The sequence below is a fragment of the Solidesulfovibrio sp. C21 genome, assembly GCF_047785625.1.
Taxonomy (GTDB): domain Bacteria; phylum Desulfobacterota; class Desulfovibrionia; order Desulfovibrionales; family Desulfovibrionaceae; genus Solidesulfovibrio.
The window spans coordinates 24,000-44,739 of record NZ_JBLODY010000028.1; the positions used below are offsets into that span (position 1 = coordinate 24,000).

The 20,740-nt window shown below is 65.7% G+C and carries 19 protein-coding genes; 8 read left to right on the forward strand and 11 right to left on the reverse strand.

The features are described from left to right. Positions 1–73: 73 nt before the first annotated feature. The 9 genes from fliS to ACMZ6R_RS10345 form a co-directional block, all read right to left on the reverse strand. Positions 74–820 (reverse strand): flagellar export chaperone FliS, encoded by a 747-nt coding sequence (gene fliS / locus ACMZ6R_RS10305; RefSeq protein ID WP_416111047.1) that lies wholly within the window; start codon positions 818–820, stop codon positions 74–76. 237 nt (positions 821–1,057) lie between these two features. Beyond that, positions 1,058–2,755 carry a flagellar filament capping protein FliD gene (gene fliD, locus ACMZ6R_RS10310; RefSeq protein ID WP_416111049.1) on the reverse strand — a complete coding sequence of 566 codons (1,698 nt, stop codon included), beginning with the start codon at positions 2,753–2,755 and terminating at the stop codon, positions 1,058–1,060. 120 nt (positions 2,756–2,875) lie between these two features. After that, complete coding sequence (locus tag ACMZ6R_RS10315; protein ID WP_416111051.1) at positions 2,876–3,769, reverse strand: flagellin; 894 nt, start codon at positions 3,767–3,769, stop codon at positions 2,876–2,878. 605 nt (positions 3,770–4,374) lie between these two features. Next, positions 4,375–5,151 carry a tRNA (adenosine(37)-N6)-threonylcarbamoyltransferase complex dimerization subunit type 1 TsaB gene (gene tsaB, locus ACMZ6R_RS10320; RefSeq protein ID WP_416111053.1) on the reverse strand — a complete coding sequence of 259 codons (777 nt, stop codon included), beginning with the start codon at positions 5,149–5,151 and terminating at the stop codon, positions 4,375–4,377. Then, positions 5,144–6,223 (reverse strand): RIP metalloprotease RseP, encoded by a 1,080-nt coding sequence (gene rseP / locus ACMZ6R_RS10325; protein WP_416111055.1) that lies wholly within the window; start codon positions 6,221–6,223, stop codon positions 5,144–5,146. Before rseP ends, tsaB begins: the two co-directional genes overlap by 8 nt. 136 nt (positions 6,224–6,359) lie before the next feature. Further along, positions 6,360–7,616 (reverse strand): 1-deoxy-D-xylulose-5-phosphate reductoisomerase, encoded by a 1,257-nt coding sequence (gene dxr / locus ACMZ6R_RS10330; RefSeq protein WP_416111057.1) that lies wholly within the window; start codon positions 7,614–7,616, stop codon positions 6,360–6,362. After that, positions 7,613–9,136: a hypothetical protein gene (locus ACMZ6R_RS10335; protein WP_416111059.1), complete on the reverse strand. Its 1,524-nt coding sequence runs from the start codon at positions 9,134–9,136 to the stop codon at positions 7,613–7,615. The genes dxr and ACMZ6R_RS10335 overlap by 4 nt, the downstream gene beginning before the upstream one ends. A 16-nt stretch (positions 9,137–9,152) precedes the next feature. After that, complete coding sequence (locus ACMZ6R_RS10340; RefSeq protein WP_416111061.1) at positions 9,153–9,947, reverse strand: phosphatidate cytidylyltransferase; 795 nt, start codon at positions 9,945–9,947, stop codon at positions 9,153–9,155. Positions 9,948–10,164: 217 nt separating this feature from the next. After that, positions 10,165–10,647, reverse strand: coding sequence for a hypothetical protein (locus ACMZ6R_RS10345; RefSeq protein WP_416111063.1), 483 nt, complete (start codon positions 10,645–10,647; stop codon positions 10,165–10,167). A 129-nt stretch (positions 10,648–10,776) separates the two neighbouring features. Between ACMZ6R_RS10345 and ACMZ6R_RS10350 the strand changes: the two genes are divergently transcribed. The 4 genes from ACMZ6R_RS10350 to ahbC all read left to right on the forward strand — a co-directional run bounded on the left by ACMZ6R_RS10350 (position 10,777) and on the right by ahbC (position 15,087). Then, positions 10,777–12,534, forward strand: a complete 1,758-nt coding sequence (locus tag ACMZ6R_RS10350; protein ID WP_416111065.1) for a sensor histidine kinase — start codon at positions 10,777–10,779, stop codon at positions 12,532–12,534. Positions 12,535–12,671: 137 nt separating this feature from the next. After that, positions 12,672–13,079, forward strand: coding sequence for a response regulator (locus ACMZ6R_RS10355; protein ID WP_416111067.1), 408 nt, complete (start codon positions 12,672–12,674; stop codon positions 13,077–13,079). 109 nt (positions 13,080–13,188) lie between these two features. Continuing rightward, the gene (locus ACMZ6R_RS10360) at positions 13,189–13,824 is read left to right on the forward strand and encodes a class I SAM-dependent DNA methyltransferase (RefSeq protein WP_416111069.1); all 636 of its coding nucleotides are present in this window, start codon (positions 13,189–13,191) and stop codon (positions 13,822–13,824) included. A gap of 75 nt (positions 13,825–13,899) precedes the next feature. After that, on the forward strand, positions 13,900–15,087 hold the full coding sequence (gene ahbC, locus ACMZ6R_RS10365) for a 12,18-didecarboxysiroheme deacetylase (RefSeq protein WP_416111071.1): 1,188 nt from the start codon (positions 13,900–13,902) through the stop codon (positions 15,085–15,087). A 387-nt stretch (positions 15,088–15,474) separates the two neighbouring features. On the opposite strand, the gene ACMZ6R_RS10370 is transcribed toward ahbC, so the two are convergent. Further along, the gene (locus ACMZ6R_RS10370; RefSeq protein WP_416111073.1) at positions 15,475–15,729 is read right to left on the reverse strand and encodes a hypothetical protein; all 255 of its coding nucleotides are present in this window, start codon (positions 15,727–15,729) and stop codon (positions 15,475–15,477) included. Positions 15,730–15,910: 181 nt separating this feature from the next. Here ACMZ6R_RS10370 and ACMZ6R_RS10375 point away from each other — a divergent pair, with 181 nt between their 5' ends. Together ACMZ6R_RS10375 and hemB are read left to right on the forward strand one after the other, a co-directional pair. Next, positions 15,911–17,161, forward strand: coding sequence for an HDOD domain-containing protein (locus tag ACMZ6R_RS10375; protein WP_416111075.1), 1,251 nt, complete (start codon positions 15,911–15,913; stop codon positions 17,159–17,161). A 27-nt stretch (positions 17,162–17,188) separates the two neighbouring features. Beyond that, positions 17,189–18,175, forward strand: coding sequence for a porphobilinogen synthase (gene hemB, locus ACMZ6R_RS10380; protein ID WP_416111077.1), 987 nt, complete (start codon positions 17,189–17,191; stop codon positions 18,173–18,175). Between the two features lie 82 nt (positions 18,176–18,257). Here the strand turns inward: hemB and ACMZ6R_RS10385 are convergent, their stop codons facing one another. Next, positions 18,258–18,959 (reverse strand): acid phosphatase, encoded by a 702-nt coding sequence (locus ACMZ6R_RS10385; protein WP_416111078.1) that lies wholly within the window; start codon positions 18,957–18,959, stop codon positions 18,258–18,260. Between the two features lie 215 nt (positions 18,960–19,174). On the opposite strand from ACMZ6R_RS10385, the gene ahbD reads away from it, so the two are divergent. Beyond that, the gene (ahbD, locus tag ACMZ6R_RS10390; protein ID WP_416111079.1) at positions 19,175–20,296 is read left to right on the forward strand and encodes a heme b synthase; all 1,122 of its coding nucleotides are present in this window, start codon (positions 19,175–19,177) and stop codon (positions 20,294–20,296) included. 22 nt (positions 20,297–20,318) lie between these two features. Then, entirely contained in the window at positions 20,319–20,717 is a 399-nt protein-coding gene (locus tag ACMZ6R_RS10395; protein ID WP_416111080.1) for a hypothetical protein, read from the forward strand. Positions 20,718–20,740: the final 23 nt, after the last annotated feature.

Here is a 20,740-nt window from a genome sequence, read left to right on the forward strand (position 1 = left end):
CCATGGCGGCGTCGGACAATAGAAAAACGCCCGCACGATGGCCGTGGCGGGCGTGAGCGTTTTTGAAGAGGGGCTATCCCTGGGGTCGGCTGGCGGCGTAGGCGGCCATGACCCGGCGTACGGGCGCGCCGGTCGGCACATCGACCGTCTCGAATTCCCGCACCAGGGGCGCGGCGGGAACATCCATGGCCGCCAGGGGCGTGACGGACGTGGCCGCGGGCATGACCGGCCGGAGCAGGGTGCGGGGCGTGGGCTGGGCGGCGGCTGTTGCCACCGGCTTGGGCGTGGCCTTGGGGGCCTGCCCGGGGACGTCGGCCGGTGTGGCCTTGGACGCGCCCTGACCGACCTGGGCCAGGTACAGGGCCTGGGCGGCCGGCTTGCCGGTTTGCCCCGACATGGCCCCGGGCAGGATGGGGGCGGCGGAGCCGGCGCTTATCGGCACGCTCTTGGTGGCCACGTGCTGGTTGGCTTCGTTGAAAGCGTCGCGCAGGCCGGTCAGGATGTTCACGACCTCGTCGATCTTGGCCACGTCCATCTTGAGGTTGGCGGCCAACAGCCGGGCGGTGCAGAAAAAATAGAGCTTTTGCAGCCGGTCGGCCAGATCGCCGCCCTTTTGGGCGTTGAGTGACCCTTGCAGTTCGGAGAGGATGTCCATGGCCTTGGAGATGAGGATGCCTTTTTGGGCGTAATTCTTCTCGGCGATCTTTTCCTTGGCTTGGCTTAAGAACTTGAGAGCCGCGTCAAAGAGCATGATGAGCAGGTCTCCCTGGGTGGTGGTGGCAACCTGGGTCTGGAAATATGATCTGGCGGCGGCTTGCATGCGCTTTCTCCCTGTTTTCACACTTATCGGTGATGCCGGAGAAAACTGAAGGGTGCTGTCGTAGAAGAAACGCGGCTGGAGGATGTTTTAGATTTTAATTAATTGAAATACAAAGAAAAGAAAAAATCATCCGGGCGATGTCCGCCAGCGGCGGCGCGAGGCCGCCTTGGCCGCTACGGAAGCGGGGGCAATCGTCTCATATGGTATCCGCCGTGGCGCGGTTCGGTTTCCTTCCGGTTATGAGCTGGAGGAGGAGAGGTTTTTTATGGCCGAAGCGAGCTGGTTCTGCTGCTGGTTGTAGGTGGAGAGCAGGGAGTCGACCTTGGCGAAGCGCTTGCGCAGGTTGGAGGCGTAGGTGGCGATGCGGCGCTGCTCGAAGGAGATCTTGTTGTCGATCATGTGCGTGATGTCGTCGTAGTTCTTGTCGAGGATGTGCAGGGGACCGCTGGTGGAATTGGTCAATTCGCCGAGCAGGTCGACCAACTGGCCGGTCTTGCCCTGCTTGAGGGCCGCAGTGCCGGTGTGTGTGCCCGCCGAGACGTCGATGGCCTTGAGCACCAGGCCGGCTTCGTCATAGCCGTGCATGCCGGTGATCAGGTTGGAATTGCTGTGAAAGATGGCCGGATGGCCGTTGATCGTGGCGGCTGTGATCTTGCCGCTGGCGTCGGTGGTGTAGGACAGCTCGTAGGTGCCGCACTTGGTCGTGCCTTTGAGGTAGGAGGCGATGGAAAATTCGGAACTGTCCGTGCGGCCGGCGTAACTGGCGGAGAACAACTCGGCCGCCTTGGTGGCGTTGGAGGCCAGAATGGCATTGAGGGTGGCGTTGCTGATGTAGAGCAGTCCCTCGTTTTTGGCGCCTTCGTTGGCATTGGTGAAGATGCCGAGTTGTGACAGCACGGAGTAGGTGTCCTCGGTGTAGTCGAACCCGACGCCCTTGCCGGCCACGGCGGTCTTGAGGTTGGTGTCGATGAGCTGCAGGCCGTAGTTGCCGGTCAGGATGGACGCCTTCGACGTCGTGGAGTCGTATTTGGTAAGGTCCTGCAACATGGACCGCACCGTGTTCATTTGTTCGACGAAGGTCTGGATGTTCTGTTTGACGGCCGTGGTGTCGGTCGACACAGCCAGGGTGATGGTGCCCGTGCTTTTGAGGTTGAGGGTGACGCCGGGGAGGAGGTCGGTGACGGTGTTGCTTTCCCGGGTAATGTAGCTGGTCGCGCCCGTGGGCCAGCCGTCGAGCTTGAGCAAGGCGCTGGCGTTGGAGGTGATGGTGTCGAAATCGGAGGCCTGGAAATAGGGCAGGGTGGTGCTGGAGTCGATGGTCAGCGTGGCGGCATCGCCGGTATCCATGCCGCGTAGTTGGAGAAAGTAGCCGGAGCCGTCATAGACGACGCTGGCCTTGACGCCGGGGTTGTTGGCGTCGTTGTTGATGATGCTGGCGAGGTCGTTCAGGGAGCAGTTGGTGCCGATGTTGTTGGAATAGGTGGTGCCCTTGTAGGTGTAGGCGAAGGTCTGGTCTGTGGGGTTTATGTTGATGGACTGGTTGGGGTCGGAGAAAGCGACCTGGGTGACCATGGCCTTGGCCGTGGCCAGGCGGTTCACCTCGATGACGTGGGAGCCGTTGTCCGCGCCGGAACTGGTGGTGGCGGTGAGGATCGTGGAATTGGTGGAATTGGCCACCTTGACCAGGAATTCACCCTCGGTGTCCATGCCCTCGAGGGTGCTTTTGAGCGCGAGGAGCTTGGTGTTGAGTTCCAGGAAGGCGTCCTGCTTTTTGGTCCAGGACTGTTTCCAGGTTTGCAGCGTGGTGATGCGGTTTTGCTCGACCTGGACGAGCTTGGTGATCAGGGAGTCGAAATCCGTGCCGTTGCCAAGCCCTGTGTAATTGACCTGGCCGGACTTGGTTACTGGTGTGTAGGCGCTGACCGTGCTGGACATTTCGCTACCCTGAAAAAAGAGTTGTTCCCATACGGGAGATTCCGGTCGGATCTAAGCAACTCTTATGCCACAAACCGGTCGGGCCGTGCCCCGCGGCCCGACCGGTCATGAAGCCGGGGCTTAACCCTGGATGAGCTGCATGGCCATCTTGGGCAGGGAGTTGGCCTGGGACAACATGGCCACCGCCGACTGGGTCAGGATCTGCTTCTTGACGAACTGGGTCATTTCGGTCGCCACATCCACGTCGGAGATCTGGGATTCGGCGGCCTTCAGGTTTTCGCTCTGGACCTGCAGGTTGGAGATGGTGTTCTCCAGGCGGTTTTGCAGGGCGCCCAGGTTGGCCCGGATCTTGTCCTTGGACACGATGGCCGTCTGGATGGCGTCGAGGGCCTTCTGGGCCAGTTCCTGGGTGGAGATGCTGCGGCCGGTAGCGCCGGATGCGGCGCCCAGGCCCACGCCCAGGGCGGAAGCGGTGGAAGTGCCGATCTGGACGTAGTAGTAGTCCTCGGCGCTCTGGTTGCCGGAGCCGAAGTGCACCTTGAGCTTGCCGCTGGAATTGAGGGTCGATCCGCTGTGGGTGCTCGAGGACAGGTTGCCGTTCAAGAGATAAATGCCGTTGAAGTCCGTAGCGCTGGCGATTCGGGTGATTTCCGAGGCCATGGCCTGGTATTCGGAGTCGATGATGAGACGCTGATCCGAGGTGTAGGTACCGGTGGAAGCCTGTTCGGCCAGTTCCTTCATGCGGATGAGCTTTTCGTCCACGACCTGGAGCGCGCCGTCGGCGGTCTGGATCATGGAGATGGCGTCGTTGGCGTTTCGAACGCCCTGGTTGATGGCGGCGACGTCCGAGCGCATGAGCTCGCGAATGGCCAGACCGGCGGCGTCGTCAGCGGCGGTGTTGATGCGCAGGCCCGATGACAGGCGCTGGGTCGAAGTGGCCAGAGAGGAGTAGGAGTTGGAAAGGTTGCGGGCGGCGTTGGCGGCCATACCGTTGTAATTGATGGTCAGCGACATGGTTGTTTCCTCCTTGAAATGGATGCGGGCGTCCTTGCCCTTTGTGCTTGTCCGGTTGCGGCCGCGGGCCCTCGGCCGAGGACAACCGGTAGCGTGATTTCACCGTTCTTATCGACGCCGGAAAAACGATTCTTTAGCGTCCTGCGGGCCGAAAGAAAAAATACCATGGCAGCCGGCAGCGGCGTTTCGCGGGAAACGGTGCGGCGTTTTTCGTGGCGTACGGCCGGATACGTCGGTTTCCCGACGCAGCCATCTTGTCCGGCGATAACGCGAGGAAAGGCTAATCGCTTCGATTTACAGCTGTTGTTCGAAACTGGACCGGGCGTCGCGAAATTGACGCAGCAGTTCGCGGGTCGGGAGGGACTCGTGGAAGGCGCGCAGGGCTGGCGCTTTTGGAGGGAAGAGCCGAGGGGGAGAGCCGGGGGAAAACCTTTCTTGCAGAAAGGTTCTTCCCCCGGACCCCCTTTCCAAAGACGCTTCGTCGTGACTGGATGGTATCGTTGCTACTGTTGTCGTTATAAAGTTTAGGAAGGGGAGAGCGCGAGAGGGGAGAACCCTTTTTAAAGGGTTTCCCCTCTCGCATACTCTTCTCATTCCCAAAAAGTTCATTCCCTTGTGACCGCGTCGTGGAACATGGTCCGGGCCGTTTCCGGGGAAAGCCCCCGGACGGCGGTCAGGGCGACCAGGTTTTCCTCGGCGTCGCAGGGGCGCAGGTAGAGCGGTTCCACCTGGTCAGGGCCGTAGTCGGCCTGTCTGGCCGCCGCCAGCACCGTGTCCGGGTCCGGTCGGTCGCCGTCCTCGGGGATGGCGGCCATGGGCGCTGCCTCGAGCAGGGCGGCCCGGTAGCGGGCCGCGCCATCGCCGACCAGGGTAAGCGGTCCGACCGCCGCGCCCTCGGCCACGCGGGCCGCGGCGGTCTCGAGAAAAAGCGATTCGGGCGGCCCCATGGGGGCCAGCTCGCCGTCGGCCAGGAAGGACTGGAGATAGACCTGCCCGCTTCGGGCATGGGTGATGACGATGACCGCGCCGGTGGCATGGCGCGCGGCCGAGGCGGCCAGAAGCGGCAGGTAGTCGAGGCCGGCCATGGGCGCGCCGGAGCCCATGGACAGGCCGAGGACCGTGGCCAGGGCCACCCGGATGCCGGTGAAGCTGCCCGGGCCGCGCACGCAGGCGATGCCGGCAAGGTCTGCCGGGGCAATCCCCGCCGCCGTCAGCATGTCGGCGATCATGGGGGCCAGGACCGCGGCCGAATGGCCCGTGCCCGTGTTTTCCCGGACCAGCACGTCCTGTCCGGGCAGGCCCAGCAGCACGGTCAGGCGCGGCGAGACGCCGCTTACGACCAGCAGCGGCCCTTCGGCCGGCAAGGGGCGCGCCTTAGCCATTGAGCACGCTTATCTGGCGGCGGATGTCGTTGACCGTGGCCAGAAGCATCAGCGCGATGAGAAAGGCCAGCCCGAGCCGCGTGGTCAGCGACCGCATGCGGGGGCTGACCGGTTTGCGCATGATGATTTCCAGGGTGTAGAAAAGCAGATGCCCGCCGTCGAGGACCGGAATGGGGAGCAGGTTCAGCACGCCGAGGTTGACGCTTATAAGCGCGGCCAGGGCCACCACGTTGCCGATGCCTTCCGCCGCCTGCTTGCTGACCATCTGGGCGATCATGATGGGGCCGCCGAGGCTGTCCAGGGGCACCACCCGCTCGATGAGCTTCAAAAGACCCGTGTAGGTCACCGCCACCACGTTCCACGTCTGGCTGACGGCCTCGCCGGCGGCCGAACCCGCGCCCATGGGCACGGCCCGGGTCTTGCCCGAGGCCACGATGCCGACCAGGGGCGCGCTTTCCTCCTCGCCGAAGAGGTTCTTGATGGTGCGCATGGCCGGGGTCAGGGTGAAGGTCAGGTCCTTGCCGTCGCGGCGCACGGTGAGGGTGACGGACTTGCCGCCGCCGCCCCGGATGGACTTGGCCATCTCTTCCCAGTTGGCCACGGGCGCGCCGTTTATGGTCGTGACGGTGTCGCCGGCGGTGATGCCCGCCTTCTCGGCCGGGCTGTCGGCCTGGACCTGGCCGACCACGGGCAGCATCTCGAAGCGGCCCTCGGCCACGAGCAGGCACCAGAAGAGCAGCCAGGCCAGGAAAAAGTTGAACAGCGGCCCGGCCGCCACCACGATCATGCGCTGCCAGGCCGGGCGCAGCTTGAACTCTTCCTGCGGCGAGAAGCCGTCCGGCACGGGATCGTCCGGGTCCTGGCCCACGAGCTGCACGTAGCCGCCAAGCGGAATGGCGGAAAGCGCGTAGCGGGTTTTGCCCCGGGTGAAACCCAGGAGCTGGGGGCCGAAGCCCAGGGAAAAGGTGGCCACGCCCATGCCGAAGGCCCGGGCGGCCAGGAAATGCCCCAGTTCATGGAAGAAGATGAGGCCCCCCAGGACCAGGGCCACGGCGACGATGCTTTGGATCATGCCTACTCGGGTGCTCCCTGGCGGTTTTCAGGCGTCAGGGGCGGGTTTTGCGCGGCCGGCCGGCTCCCGGAACATCCCGGGGCGGGCCCATGGCCGATGCATTATAATAAGCGACTTTGGCGGCGAGGCAATGCCATCAGGCGGGTTTTGCCGCCTCCATTGTCCGCCGGCGCACCCGGGCGTCGAGGTCCATGATGGACGCCGCGTCGGGAAGCGCCTGCCCGGCATGGGCGTCAAGGGCGTCGGCGATGGCCGAAGCAATACCCATGAAGGGAAGGCGGCCCTCCAGGAAAAGTGCGACCGCCACCTCGTTGGCGGCGTTTAAGACCACGGTGTGGCTCGCTCCGGCGGCCAGGGCGTCCCGGGCCAGTCCCAGGCAGGGAAAGGCGTCGTGGCGCGGGGCCTCGAAGGTGAGGCTGCCGAGCGTCACCAGATCCACCCGGGGCACGGCCAGGGGCAGGCGCTCGGGATAGCCCAGGCAATAGGCGATGGCCACCCGCATGTCCGGCGGCCCCAGATGGGCCAAAAGCGAGCCGTCGTGGAGCTGGGCCAGGGAATGGACGATGCTTTGGGGATGGACCACCACGTCGACCATGGACACGGGCAGGCCGTAGAGCCGGCAGGCCTCGATGACCTCCAGGCCCTTGTTCATGAGCGTGGCCGAATCGACGCTGATTTTCGGCCCCATGGCCCAGGTGGGGTGGTCAAGGGCCATGGCCGGGGTGACGGCGGCCAGCTCCCCGGTTTCCCGGGTGCGGAAGGGACCGCCCGAGGCCGTCAGCACCAGCCGTTCGACCAGGGGCAGATCTGGGAGTCCCGCGCCGCCCATGGCCTGGAACAGGGCGTTGTGCTCGGAGTCCACGGGCAAAATGACCGCGCCGGTGCGCCGGGCCGTTTCCCGGATGAGGTCGCCGGCCAGGACCAGGGACTCCTTGTTGGCCAGCGCCACCACCTTGCCGGCGGCGACGGCGGCAAGCGTCGGCAAAAGCCCGGCCGCGCCGACAATGGCCGAAACGACCACGTCGGCCTCGGGAAGCGCCGCCAGGGCGGCGTAGCCTTCCGGCCCGACCAGGATGTCCGGGGCGTAGCCGGCCGGCAGGCGCTTTCGCAGGGCGTCGGCGCGCTCGTCCGTCAGCACGGCCAGGACCGGCGGCCGGAAGGTCGCCGCCTGCTCGGCCAGAAGCGCCACGTTGGTGGCCCCGGCCAGGGCGGTCACGGCGTATTTGTCCGGATGTTCGGCGGCCACGCGCAGGGCGCTGACGCCGATGGAGCCGGTGGCGCCGAGCACGGCCAGCCGCCTCGGGCGGGTGGGGGCCGGCACGTCGAGGGAGGTGATGTAACCCGCGCCGGGTGAGGCGGGGGACGGTGTCGCGTTTTGGGGAAATTGGGTCATGCGTCGCGGTTGGCTTTGGCCGGCTCGGCGGCCCCGGGCAGGGCGATGCCGTAGCGGCCGAGGATTTCGGTGATGCGGGCGGACAGGTTGGCGGCCACCTTGCCGAGCGCGGCCAGGTTGATACAGACGTAGAGGTCGACCTTGTGGGAGGCCATCTCCCACAAGGCCACCAGGGACCGGGTCAGTTCGGGCTCGATCTGGAACAGGCGCAGGCGCTCCTGCATTTCGGCCGGATTCCTGGGGCGGAAGAGCGAGAACTCGGGCGCGTCGCCGTCGTCTTCGAAAAATTGCTTGCGCCGCACCTTGTTGAAGCCGGCTTCGGCCAGCGCGTCCACGGCGTCCTTGGGGGCGCGCCGGGTGCGGGCGGTCTTGATCTGGATGCGCCCGGCGTCGGCCGCGCCCTTTTCCCGCAGCAGGTGGGCGAAGTCGAGTTCCATGATCTGTTCGAGCATGAGGCCCAGGTGGGGCGCGTCGAAGGAGCCGGCCATCTGGACGATCCAGGCCGCTTCCTTGGGGGGGAAATCCCGCAGGGCCCGGGCGAAGTCCTCGCGCACCACCCGCAGGGAGGCCGCCGCGCCCACGCAAAGGGCCACGATCTGTTTGGCGCGCAGTTCCTGGGCGGCGTCGGCCCCGGCCTCCGCGTCGCCGGCGGCCGTGCGGTACTCCACCGTGACCGCGTCCATGGTGGCCACCTGGGCGGCGAAAGCCGCTTCGGCGCGGTCCGGGCGCTTTTGCCCTTGGGGAATCTCCGCCCGGGCGAGCACCGACAGGGCGGTTTCGAAAAGGCCTTGGCCCTCCGTGGAGGAGACGGCTTCGTCAAAGGCCGTCTGGACGCGGGTCTTGGAGATGGCCTTGGTGGTGCCCTTGAGCTTTTGCAGCACCGCGTCGAAGGGAAAGGCCAGGATGAGGAGCTGACCTTCGCGGGAGATGCGATAGCGGCGTTCGGCCAGAATATCGTCGTAGGCCCCGCGCACCTCTTCCTTGATGAAGCGCTCGATGTAGGCCCGCCAGTAGAGCTCGTCGAAGACCAGGGTGGAAGTGATCTCGTCGATCTTGGTCAGGGAGTCCTCGCCGAAGTGGCGGATGACCGCGTCGCTGAAATTGTCCTTGATCAGGCTCGAGGCGTAGACCACGCCCTGGAGGCACTTGACCAGGATGATCTCCTCGCGCTCCAGGCGTCGGGCCAGCTTTTGCTTGGCGGCGGCATCGCCCACGGCCTTGGCCTTGCCGTAGTGGTTGAGCTCGATCAAGTAGGCGGAAAAGCGTTCCTTGACGTACTCGTGCCCCGGATGCAGGCCCTCGGCCCGGCGCAGCAGCATGTCCATGAGTCCCTGCTGCTCGGTTTCGAGCAGGGGAAATTCGTTGATCCGGCTCCGGTTGGCCTTGAGAAATTCCAGGAAAACCCGTTCTTCCAGCACTTCCCGGCGGGCTTTGACGGCCTTTAATTCCTCCAGACGTTCCAGGCAGGCGTCGAAGCGGGCCTCGCGGTCGCCCGGCGGCGCGGCAGCGGCATCATCCATGGCCTGACGACCTCCTTTACCCCAGCCCGAGCAGGGGCCGGCCGGCTGCATAAACCAGGATGGCGGGCAACAGCCCGTCGATGCGGTCGAGCACGCCGCCATGCCCAGGGAGCACAGTGCCCGAGTCCTTGACGCCGGCGGCGCGCTTGAGCGCGGATTCGAAAAAATCGCCCATTTGGGAAACGCCGGCAACGATCACGCCAAAGCCGGCCAGCGCCAGCGGGCCGGGTACGAAACGCGTGGACGCGGCAAAGACCGAAGCGACGAGCGCCGAGGCCAGAAGTCCGCCGCAGGTTCCGGCCCAGGTCTTGCCGGGGCTGACCGCCGGCCAGACCTTGGGACCGCCGACAAGGCTCCCCGCGTAATAGGCCCCGGTGTCCGCGGCCATGACCACGGCCAGGATGAATACCGTTTCCAGTGGGGAAAAAAGGCAGAGAAACCGCAGGGGAAAGGCGACGTAGAGGAGTGCGGCGGCCAACGCGGCGCGCGGCGGGGCCGTCTCTCCCCGGGCGGCGAAACGGCCCAGGAACGTGAATTGCTCGATCCAGAAGGCCAGCCCCAGGGCAACCCCGGCCACGGGCCAGCCGCCAAGGACGGCGCTGCCGACGACGATAAGCCCGAGGACCAGGCCGATGGCTTCGAGAACCGGTCCGGGCCGGCCGGTCATGGCGAAAAATTCCCGCATGGCCAGGGCGGCGGCCACGGCGGTCAGGATGGCCAGAAACCAGCCGCCGGCGGCCACGGCCACGGCCAGGACCGGCAGGCCCACGGCGGCGGTGAGCAGGCGTTGTCGTTGTGATCCGGCAGGCATGGAAGCGTGTCGCTGTCTCCGGGGCGGGCGCGGACCGCGCCCCGTGTTTTCGGGATGCGGTGAAACCGGTCCCGGCATTTGGACACCAAAAACGGCGCGTCCGCATCAAGGGGCATCAAGGGGAAACGCCGCTCGTTCGGCCGTAAACGCGCGGCCTCGCGTCACTGGTAGAGCAAAAGCGCCGCGGCGTCCAATGCCGCGTGTCGCCTCCGGGCGATCAGTCCCACCAATTGACGGGCTCGAAGGTCACGGGCATCACCCCGGCAAGCCCCGGCAGCACCGCGTCCTCGATCAGGGGGCGCAGCCGTCCCGCCAGATTCTTATAATAGAAGTCCATGTCCACCACGAACCACGGATCGCCATCGGCAAGGCCCTGCGATGCGATCATGATGTATTCGAACCCCTGACCGAAGCGCTTGGCGCCGGTTACGGCGTCGGCCGCCTGGGCGAACCGGCCGAACCGGTCGAAGAGGCCGGCCAGGGCGGCCCGGCGATCCGGCTCGGGGTCGGGATCGGTCTGAAAGGTCAGGGTGAGGTAGCCCGAGGCGTCGGGCCGGACGAATTCCGCGATCTTGAGCACGCCTTCCTTGGGCGCGTCGCCAAGGCCCAGGTCGAGACGAAACCCGGTGAATCCGGCCAAGTGCTCGTGGGCCTTCAAATCCCGCAACTGCTTTTTGAGATCGATCACGCCCTCGGCCATGCCTGCACACCTCCCGCCGGTCGGGGTCACGGACGATTCCTGGCCGCTTGTAAAAGCCTTTCCGGAGACGTATGCTTTTTTCATGTATTTGGCCACCGCCATTCCGCCCGCCGCCGCTGGAGGCAGCCTTTGAGCGACCGCCATTATTATCAGTCCCTGACACGCAGTATGGTGGCCTGGGTGGCGGTGGTGGCTCTGGCCCCGCTTTTGGCCTGCGCGGTCATGCTCGGCTACCAGTTCCATACCGCCTACCGGGCCAAGGTTGTGGAACACCTGGAAGAGCTGGTGCTCAAGCACACGCAGCAGGTGGGGGCGTTTTTGCGCGAATCCGCCGCCGAGCTGCGGGTGCTGGCCGATCTGACGCCGTTTTCCTCGCTGACCGACGACGGCGCCCTGGGCGGGCTCCTGGCCACCATGCAAAAAGAGCACGGCGGGGTGTTCGTGGACCTGGGGCTGGTCAATGCCGCCGGGGCGCTCGTGTCCTATGCCGGGCCCTACCGCCTGGGCCGGGCCGATTACGCCGATTCGCCGTGGTTCGCCGCCGCCCAGAAAGGCGAGGTGACCATAAGCGACGTGTTCCTCGGGCTGCGGGGGCTGCCCCATTTCGTGGTGGCGGTGCGGCGTGCCCATGACGGCCAGGAATATATTCTGCGCTCCACCATCGACTTCGCCGCCTTCAACAAGCTTGTGGAAAATATCGGTCAGGGGGCCACGGGGCAGGCCTTTATCTTAAGCGCCCGGGGCGAGCTGCAAACCACGCCCAAGCGCGGCCTGCAAACCGACGCGCCGTTCTTGCGAAGGAAGATCTGGAGCGGCACGGGCGATGCGCCGGCCATGGCCGCCGATCAGGTCATGGTGTTCACCCACGAGTCCCCGGCCTCGGGGCATCGGGTGCTTTACGTCGCGGCCACGCTCAAGGGCGGGGACTGGGCCCTGGTCTACCAGCAGGACGAGGCCGACGCCTTTGCCTCGCTCTACCGGGCCAGGGTGCTGGCCATCGTCATCGTGGCCGTGGGCGCGGTGCTGGTTTTCGTCGCCGCCTGGTGGCTGGCCCGGCGCATGGTCGGGCGCATCGCCACGGCCGACGCCGAGCGCGATCTTTTAAACGATCAGGTCATCGAGGCCGGCAAGCTGGCCTCGGTCGGCGAGCTGGCCGCCGGCATCGCCCACGAGATCAACAATCCCGTGGCCATCATGATGGAAGAGGCCGGCTGGGTGACGGACATCCTGACCGACGACGACTACGGCACGCCCGAGAACATGGCCGAAATGCGCCGGGCCCTGGACCAGATCCGCCTGCAGGGCACGCGCTGCAAGGAAATCACCTACAAGCTTTTAAGTTTCGCCCGCAAGACCGACGAGCGCATCAAGGAACTGGACCTGAATGCCCTGGTGGCCGAGATGGCCGAGCTGTCCGACAAGCGCGCCCGCTACGTCAACGTGCACATCAAGACCGATCTGGCCGAGAACCTGCCCCATGTGGCCGGCTCGCCCTCGGAGCTCCAGCAGCTCGTGCTCAACCTCGTCAACAATGCCATGGACGCCATGGAGAAAAACGGCGGCGACCTGACGCTGGCCACCCGTTTGGCCGGCGATCATGTGGAGCTTGTCGTGTCCGACACCGGGCATGGCATACCGAAGGCCGTGGCCGCCCGCATTTTCGAGCCCTTTTTCACCACCAAGGCCGTGGGCAAGGGCACAGGGCTCGGACTTTCCATCTGCTACGGCATCGTCAAAAAGCTCGGCGGCGAGATCACCGTGGAATCGGCCCCGGAACAGGGCGCGACTTTCCGGATCTCCCTGCCCTCGGCCGGCTATCCCGAACCCCAGGCCCCGGCCGCGCCTTCCGGACCCAACGCGTCAAGCGCCGGGCCGGAAAAGCCGTAAGTGCGTTTTGCGGCAATGCAGTGAAGCAACCATTCCCCCCCGATAAAAGTTTTTGAAGGAGGGGGCCCGGGGGAGGGGACTTTTTTCAAAAAGTCCCCTCCCCCGGACAACAGCATCCAATAGGGTTTCAAGCGGTCATGAGTGACAAACCGTTGCGGGTTCTTCTCATCGACGACGAGGCCGGCTTCACCGAAGTGCTGGCCAAGCGCCTGCGGCGGCGGGGCCTCGATATCATGGTGGCGCTTTCCGGGGCCGAGGCCGTGCGCACGCTGCATGAAAACGCCTGCGACGCGGCCGTGTGCGACCTCAAGATGGTGGACATGGACGGCATCGAGGTGCTCAAGATTTTCAAGAAGATGGTCCCGTCCATGCCCGTGATCATGCTCACCGGCCATGGTTCCGAGGAGGCGGCCAAGGACGGCCTGGCCGCCGGGGCGACCGATTACCTGCTCAAGCCCTGCGACCTCGACGAACTGCTGGCCAAGATCACGGACGCCGTGGACCGGTCCCGCCGGCAGACGCCGTCCGTTTCCGACCCGTCCTGACATTTCCTCCTTGACGCCGCGCCGGGAATCTGGTCGAGGGCAAAGGCCGCCGCGCATCGCGGATTGGCCGTTTTTTTTCGGCCGCTCCATCGGCTGTAGGGAGACAGGCATGGATGACAACGTCGCGCTTTTCAACGCCCGGGCCGAGGCCTGGGACGCCAATCCGTTCCGCCGCAAGCTGGCCGGCGACATCGCCGCCACCATGGAACGGGTCGGGCTTTTTCGGGAGACCGTGCCCGATGCCCTGGATTTCGGCTGCGGCACGGGGCTTTTGACGCTGGAGCTGGCCAGGCGCTGCCAGCGCGTCACCGGGCTCGATACCTCGCCGGGCATGCTGGCCGCCCTCGACGCCAAGATCGAGGCGGTCGGCCTCGACAACGTGGCCACCATCCTGGCCGACATCGGCGCCGGGGACCCCCTGCCCGGGACCTACGACCTCATCGGCAGCGCCATGGCCCTGCATCATGTCGAGAATATCCCGCCCGTGCTGGACCGGCTTTTCAAGGCCGCGGGCAAGGGGGCGCGCCTGGCCCTGGCCGACCTGGACAGCGAAGGCGGGGTGTTTCATCCCGACAACGACGGGGTTTACCATTTCGGCTTCGACCGCCTGGAACTGGCCGACATGCTGGCCGGATGCGGGTTTACGGACATCGACGCGACCACCGCCGCCACCATCGAACGGCCGGGCAGGGACGGGGCCGTGCGGGAATTCACCGTGTTTCTCATGACCGCCAGAAGGCCGTAACCGGGTGAACCCCCTACCGCGCTGGTCGAAAATGTAGTATAGGGCCTTCCCACCCAACGAAACAGAGGATTTTTCATGATCGGCATATCCAAGCTTTACTGCGGCGGGGTGGAGCCTTCCGACGCCCTGCGCTACGGCCGCCAATCGGGCAAGCTCCCGTCGCACCTGCTTCAGTTTTCCGCGGACAAAAAGCCCGTCGTGGTCTGGAACATGACCCGGCGCTGCAACCTCAAGTGCGTGCACTGCTACGCCAAGGCCGTCGACCCGGAGGGCGTGGACGACATCGGCACCGAGGAAGCCAAGGCCATGATCGACGATCTGGCCGCCTACGGCGCTCCGGTGATGCTTTTTTCCGGCGGCGAGCCGCTGGTGCGCAAGGACCTGACCGAGCTGGCCTCCCACGCCACCTCCCGGGGCATGCGGGCCGTCATCTCCACCAACGGTACGCTGATTACCCGCGAAAAGGCCCGGGAGCTCAAAGGGGTCGGCCTGTCCTACGTCGGCATCTCCCTGGACGGCGGCGAGGCGGTCCATGACCGCTTTCGGGGCGTTGCGGGCGCGTACAAAAAAGCCCTGGCCGGCCTCGAAAACTGCCAGATGGAAGGGCTCAAGGTCGGACTGCGCTTCACCATCAACAAGCGCAACGCCAGCGATGTGCCGCTTCTCTTCGACCTGCTGCGCGACCTCGAAGTGCCGCGCATCTGCTTTTACCACCTGGTCTACTCCGGGCGCGGCTCGGAGCTTATCAAGGAAGACCTGGACCACACGGCCACGCGGGCCCTGGTCGACCTGATCATGGACCACACGCGGGCCCTGCACGACGCGGGCTTCCCCAAGGAAGTGCTCACCGTGGACAACCACGCCGACGGTCCCTACGTCCACATGCGCCTGGCCCGCGAGGACCCCAAGCGCGCGGCCGAGGTGGCGGAGCTGCTCTCGTTTAACGAAGGCAACAGCTCCGGCCGGGGCATCGGCTGCATCTCCTGGGACGGCAAGGTCCACGCCGACCAGTTCTGGCGGCACCACGTCTTCGGCAATGTGCGCGAGCGGCCGTTTTCCGAGATCTGGGACGATCCGAACATCGAACTGCTGGCCAAGCTCAAGGACAAGAAGCGCTACGTCACCGGGCGCTGCGCCACCTGTCGTTATCTTGCCATCTGCGGCGGCAACTTCCGGGCCCGGGCCGAAGCCGTCACCGGCGACGTCTGGGCGCCCGATCCGGCCTGCTACCTGACCGACGACGAAATCCGCCCTGAAGAGTAAAATTCGAAAAGACGTGCCGGGGGGAAACTTTTCTCGCAGAAAGGTTCTCCCCCCCAGACTGCTGACAAAGGCCCGATTGCTGCGTTGCTTCAAAGACTCCAAACCCTCGCGTAGTTATCTACGCGTCGGTCTTGGAGTCTTTTTGCGCCTTGCACTCGAACCTTTTCAGCAGCCTGATTCATCTGGCTTTGTCAGCAAGCTCCCCGGGCCCCCTTTCCAAAGACTTTTAACGAGAACAGCCTGTTAGCGTTACGCTGCCCGTAACCGTTAGAAGTTTTTAGGAGGGGAGAGCGCGAGAGGGGGACCCTTTTTTCAAAAAGGGTCCCCCTCTCGCATTCGCGCTGGCGAAAAGCCGGCGGGGCGGGGCGGCGCGGCCGCCCCGGGCGGTTAAAACAGGGTATGCTGGTCGTTGCGGGAGCCCCTGATGCGCAAAAGCGCCTTTTCGGCCTGGCGGCGCATACGGAAAAGCGTCCGCACGCAGGTCAGGTCGTTTTCTCCGGCAATGGCCGAAAGGGCTTCCAGGGCGATGGCCAGGCGGGCCTTGTCGTCCGTTGCGGTGGCGGCCACAGCCGGCACGGCCTCCGCTTCCACGATTTTCCTGGCTTCCTTGGCGGTCGCCAGCGATGCCACGCATGCGCTCATGAAACGGTCCCCCGAAATGTTTGCGTCCGTAGAGTGACGGTTGCTTTACGGCGGCGGTCATACTCCCCGGGAAGGGGGCTGTAAAGCGTTCTCGCGCCTGTTGACCATGTCCGGTAAAAAAGAATATGAAGGAAAGTACGTGAAGCGGCCTATTGGGCGGGCGTAAGCGGAGGAGCACATCGTGGGCAGGTTACCCCTGGACGCGCTGGAGGCGGGCATGACCTTGGCGTCGGACCTCTTTGGGCCTGACGGCAACATGCTGTTGCCCAAGGGGATGACACTTACTGACAGCCATATCGGGAGCCTGCGCACGCGGGGCGTGGCCGGCGCGGACGTGGCCGACGGCACATCGGGCGACGCGCCCGGGGGGGCGGACATCCCGTCGGCGCTCATCGAGCAAAGCGCCACCCATGTTTTCCGCCGTTTCCTGGCCAACGACATGTCGCACCCGGCCGTGATCGCCCTGTTCGAGACCGCCGTGCTGGATCAGGCGCGGGCGCTTGCCTCCGGCGCGGGCCTGCCCCCGGACATCCCCCCCAATCCCCGGGCCGAGTCCATGGGGGATCTCTTTTTCCGCGAGGAGGGCGGGGTCGACGACCTCGTGGACAGCGAGGTGAAGCTCGCCTCGTTCCCGGACATCTATTTCAAGATCCGCCAGGTGCTCGATTCGCCTTCAAGCTCCTCCGGCCAGGTGGCCGACGTCATCAGCAAGGACACGAGCCTCACCGCCAAGCTTCTCAGGCTCGTCAACAGCCCCTTTTACGGCCTGCCCCACCGTGTGGACTCCATCTCGCGGGCGGTCATGGTCCTCGGCGGCCAGGAAGTCTCCACCCTGGCGCTTGGCATTTCGGCCATGAACGCCTTCAAGGACATCCCCCCGGAACTGATCAACATGCGCACGTTCTGGGAGCATTCCGTGGCCGTCGGCGTCTTTGCCCGGCTGCTCGGGGACGCCGTGGGCACAAACGGCGGCGAGCGGCTGTTCGTGGCCGGCATTCTGCACGACATCGGCCGGCTGGTGCTGTTTAAAAAGCTGCCCCACGCAGCGGTGGAAGCCATCTATTACGCCAAGGCCAACATGACGCCCCTTTTCGTGGCCGAAAACGAGGTGGTGGGCTTCGCCCATCCTCTGGTCGGTGGGCTGTTGCTGCGGGCCTGGAAATTTCCCGAGGCGCTGGTGGCCATCGTCACCTGCCACCACAAGCCCTCGGCCTGTCCGGGCGACATCGAGCCGGCCATCCTGCATCTGGCCGACATCATGGCCGTGGCCCTGGGGCATACCCCGCCGGCCTCGTCCATGGTGCCCACCCTCGAACCCGAAGCCTGGGACATGCTTGGTCTCGCTCCCGAGCGCCTGCCCGAACTGGCCGCCGCCGGCCAGGACCAGATAGACGACATCGTGGGCGCGTTTTTCCCTGTCCGTAAACATTGATCCAACGTTAGCGAAGCGAGGACTGTCATGGTTTTCGGCGATTTTCATCGCGGCCGCCGGCTGCGCCGTACGCCTTTTTTGCGCGACATGGTGCGCGAAACCGAACTGCGTCCGGCCGATCTCATCCAGGGCTATTTCGTGGTCGATACCGACGACCGGGACTTCGAGCGCCCCATCGCCTCCCTGCCCGGCCAGAGCCAGCTTTCCGTGGAACGCATGACGGCGCGGGTGGGCGCGGCCATGGACAATGGTCTGCGCTCGGCCATTATTTTCGGCCTGCCCGAGAAAAAGGATCCGGTCGGCTCCGGGGCCTACGCGGACGACGGCATCGTGCAAAAGGCCGTGATGCGCCTCAAGGAGACCTATCCCGAACTGGTCGTGGTGACCGACGTGTGCCTGTGCGAGTATACGAGCCATGGCCACTGCGGCCTGATCGACGGACGCGGCGAAGTGCAAAACGACCCGACCCTGGAACTGCTCGCCAAGACGGCCGTGAGCCATGCCCGGGCCGGCGCGGACATCGTCGCCCCTTCGGACATGATGGACGGGCGCGTGGGGGCCATCCGCATGGCGCTCGACGAGGCAGGCTTCACCCACATTCCGGTCATGTCCTACGCCGTCAAGTACGCCTCGTGCTTTTACGGGCCGTTTCGCGACGCGGCCGACAGCACGCCGGCCTTCGGCGACCGCCGCGGTTATCAAATGGACCCGGCCAACGTGCGCGAGGGCCTGCGCGAGGCCGCGGCCGACCTGTCCGAGGGCGCGGACATCCTTATCGTCAAGCCGGGCATGCCCTATCTCGACGTGCTGCGCCTTCTGCGCGACAATTTCGACGTGCCCCTGGCCGCCTATCAGGTCAGCGGCGAGTACGCCATGCTCCAGGCCGCCATCGGCAACGGCTGGCTCGACGGCAAGGGGGCCATCCTGGAGTCGCTGACCTCCATCAAGCGGGCCGGGGCGGACATGATCATCACCTATTTCGCCGAAAAAGCGCTGCCCTGGCTGTCGAAATAGCCGAGGCTCCGGGCCGGCGCGCCCGCATTCCCGCACGAGGACGTCCCCGAGAACCCGGCCTGGGTTTCGGGGACGTCTTGCGTTATTGCGGCAGGCCGAGGACCCGGCGTGTTTCGGCCCGGGCCTTGGCGTAGGCTTCCGTAAAGGCCGGGTCGTCGAAGAGAAGAGCCGCGATGACGGTCCCGGCGATGCGCCCGGCCGTCACGTCGCTCGGGTAGTGCACGCCGCCCAGTTCCCGATTGAACCGATAGACTTCCGCCCTGGCGTAGATGGCGTCCGCATCCTCGGGCAGCATGTTGGCCAGGAGGATGGAGATGACGGTGGCGAAGGTGGAATGGCCGCTGGGGTAGGAGGCGTTTCCCGGCCTGTGCAGGCAGGGCGTCAGCGCCGGATTGCTCGCGTAGGGCCTGGGGCGGTCGAAATGTTTTTTGGCCGGGCCGAGGAGCAGGTCGGCGGCGTGGCGGACCTTGTCGAAAAAAGCGGCCGTGACCGGCAGCTCGGCGGCGGAAAAAGCCGGGCTTATGGCGTCGGCGAACCGGAACACGGAGCGCATGGCGTCGGCCTGGGCCAGGGCGACCTGGGCCGGGGTGCGGGATTGTTGCAGCGTCATGAGCAGGGCCATCTCCTCCCGCTGCCTGGCCGATCCCACGGCGGGCGGCGGCGGCAGCAGCCGGACGAGGTCGATCTGTTTTGCTGTGAGGCCAAAGGCCTGTTCGCCGGCCTGACCGGTGCAGGGCACCGCCAGCAGCAGCAACAGGGCAAGCAGGCGAAACGCCTGGCGCATAAATACCTCCGGGTTTTCGTGTTGCGGGCATGAGGTCCCATGCCCGGGCTTTTGTGCCCGATACGCCCGTCCGCCTTGCCACCGGGCGGCCAACCATTATATCAAGCGAACCGTCCGGTCGCGCGCGCATGCCGCCAGCGCGGCCGCGCGCACATCACGCCACAAAGGAGGGGACCCGGCGACCGTCCGGCCGCCTTCGGGTCCGAGATCCCCATATGCAGCATCCCCACGCCAACGGCCACAGTCATCCCCACAATGCGCATCCCGCCGGCCCGGCCGGCATGCCGCCCCTGCGGCTCATCGCCTGGGAGGTCACCCGGGCCTGCAACCTGGCCTGCAAGCACTGCCGGGCCGAGGCCTGCCTCGATCCCTGGCCCGGCGAGTTCGACACCGCCGAAGCCAAGGCCCTTATCGACACATTCCCGGAAACCGGCAGCCCCATCATCATCTTCACCGGCGGCGAGCCGCTGTTGCGCCCGGACATCTTCGAGCTGGTGCGCCATGCCAGGAGCCGCGACCTGCGTTGCGTCATGGCTCCCAACGGCACGCTCGTCACCGCCGAAAACGCCCGGGAAATCCGCGATGCCGGCATCGCCCGCTGCTCGATCTCCATCGACGCGCCGAACGCCGCCGACCACGATGCCTTCCGGGGCGTGCCCGGGGCCTTCGAAGGCGCGCTTCGCGGCATCGAGTACCTCAAGTCGGCCGGGGTGGAGTTTCAGATCAACACCACAGTGACCAAGCATAACATGGCAAACTTCAAGGAAATATTCAAGCTGGCCGAGGCGCTTGGGGCCGCCGCCTGGCATATTTTCCTGCTCGTGCCGACCGGTCGGGCCGTGGAGCTCGGGGCCGAGATCATAACGGCCAAGGAATACGAGGAAGTGCTCAACTGGTTCTACGATTTCCGCAAGACCACCAGCATGCACCTGAAAGCCACCTGCGCCCCCCATTATTACCGCATCATGCGCCAGCGGGCCAAGGCCGAGGGTGTGACCGTCAGCCCCGACACCTTCGGCATGGACGCCATGACGCGCGGCTGCCTCGGCGGCACGGGGTTCTGCTTCATTTCGGCCGTGGGCCAGGTGCAGCCCTGCGGTTATCTGGACCTCGACTGCGGCAATGTGCGCAAAACGCCGTTCCCGGAGATCTGGCGCTCCTCGCCCCAGTTTCTCCAGTTCCGCAACAAGGACGAGTATCTCGGCAAGTGCGGCGTGTGCGAATACCACCGCGTCTGCGGCGGCTGCCGGGCCAGGGCCCACACCATGTCCGGCAACTACATGGCCCCGGAGCCCCTGTGCGACTACACCCCGGCCAAGGCCGCCGAGGGCCGGTAGGCGCTTAAGGTACGTTGGCAAAATGTGCGACAACCTGACGCCGGGCGTGCCGGGCCCGTCCCGAAAAGCCTGGGGCAGACGCTTGTGCGGTGTTTGCCTCCTTTTTGTCGGCCTCGGCCTGTCCGCCTGGATATGGCAGCGGGCCGGCGCTGGCGCGGAGACGTCGGGCTACGTGGTCATCGACGGCGTGGCCTACCCGCAGCGTCTGGAGGACACCAAGGCCTACAACCGCCGGATGGAGGCGTTCGGCGGCAAGGGACTGGTCCTGGCCGAAAAGCTGGAAGAGTGGTTTTCCGGCCTTGGCCGTTCCAGAGGCGTTGCCGGGGGCGTGGCCGTCTTCGTCCTGGGCCTTGGCGGCTGGCTCCTGCTGTCGCGTCCGGCGCGGCCCGATGACGACGACTCGGACGACGGGGCCGGGTAGGCGCGTGAGGCCTATCCAGGCGC

Excerpts from the sequence above, each read along its gene's own strand:
- fliS (WP_416111047.1), bottom strand. The coding sequence starts at position 820 with ATGCAAGCCGCCGCCAGATCATATTTCCAGACCCAGGTTGCCACCACC.
- fliD (WP_416111049.1), bottom strand. The coding sequence starts at position 2,755 with ATGTCCAGCACGGTCAGCGCCTACACACCAGTAACCAAGTCCGGCCAG.
- ACMZ6R_RS10315 (WP_416111051.1), bottom strand. The coding sequence starts at position 3,769 with ATGTCGCTGACCATCAATTACAACGGTATGGCCGCCAACGCCGCCCGC.
- tsaB (WP_416111053.1), bottom strand. The coding sequence starts at position 5,151 with ATGGCTAAGGCGCGCCCCTTGCCGGCCGAAGGGCCGCTGCTGGTCGTA.
- rseP (WP_416111055.1), bottom strand. The coding sequence starts at position 6,223 with ATGATCCAAAGCATCGTCGCCGTGGCCCTGGTCCTGGGGGGCCTCATC.
- dxr (WP_416111057.1), bottom strand. The coding sequence starts at position 7,616 with ATGACCCAATTTCCCCAAAACGCGACACCGTCCCCCGCCTCACCCGGC.
- ACMZ6R_RS10335 (WP_416111059.1), bottom strand. The coding sequence starts at position 9,136 with ATGGATGATGCCGCTGCCGCGCCGCCGGGCGACCGCGAGGCCCGCTTC.
- ACMZ6R_RS10340 (WP_416111061.1), bottom strand. The coding sequence starts at position 9,947 with ATGCCTGCCGGATCACAACGACAACGCCTGCTCACCGCCGCCGTGGGC.
- ACMZ6R_RS10345 (WP_416111063.1), bottom strand. The coding sequence starts at position 10,647 with ATGGCCGAGGGCGTGATCGATCTCAAAAAGCAGTTGCGGGATTTGAAG.
- ACMZ6R_RS10355 (WP_416111067.1), top strand. The coding sequence starts at position 12,672 with ATGAGTGACAAACCGTTGCGGGTTCTTCTCATCGACGACGAGGCCGGC.
- ACMZ6R_RS10360 (WP_416111069.1), top strand. The coding sequence starts at position 13,189 with ATGGATGACAACGTCGCGCTTTTCAACGCCCGGGCCGAGGCCTGGGAC.
- ahbC (WP_416111071.1), top strand. The coding sequence starts at position 13,900 with ATGATCGGCATATCCAAGCTTTACTGCGGCGGGGTGGAGCCTTCCGAC.
- ACMZ6R_RS10370 (WP_416111073.1), bottom strand. The coding sequence starts at position 15,729 with ATGAGCGCATGCGTGGCATCGCTGGCGACCGCCAAGGAAGCCAGGAAA.
- hemB (WP_416111077.1), top strand. The coding sequence starts at position 17,189 with ATGGTTTTCGGCGATTTTCATCGCGGCCGCCGGCTGCGCCGTACGCCT.
- ACMZ6R_RS10385 (WP_416111078.1), bottom strand. The coding sequence starts at position 18,959 with ATGCGCCAGGCGTTTCGCCTGCTTGCCCTGTTGCTGCTGCTGGCGGTG.
- ahbD (WP_416111079.1), top strand. The coding sequence starts at position 19,175 with ATGCAGCATCCCCACGCCAACGGCCACAGTCATCCCCACAATGCGCAT.
- ACMZ6R_RS10395 (WP_416111080.1), top strand. The coding sequence starts at position 20,319 with ATGTGCGACAACCTGACGCCGGGCGTGCCGGGCCCGTCCCGAAAAGCC.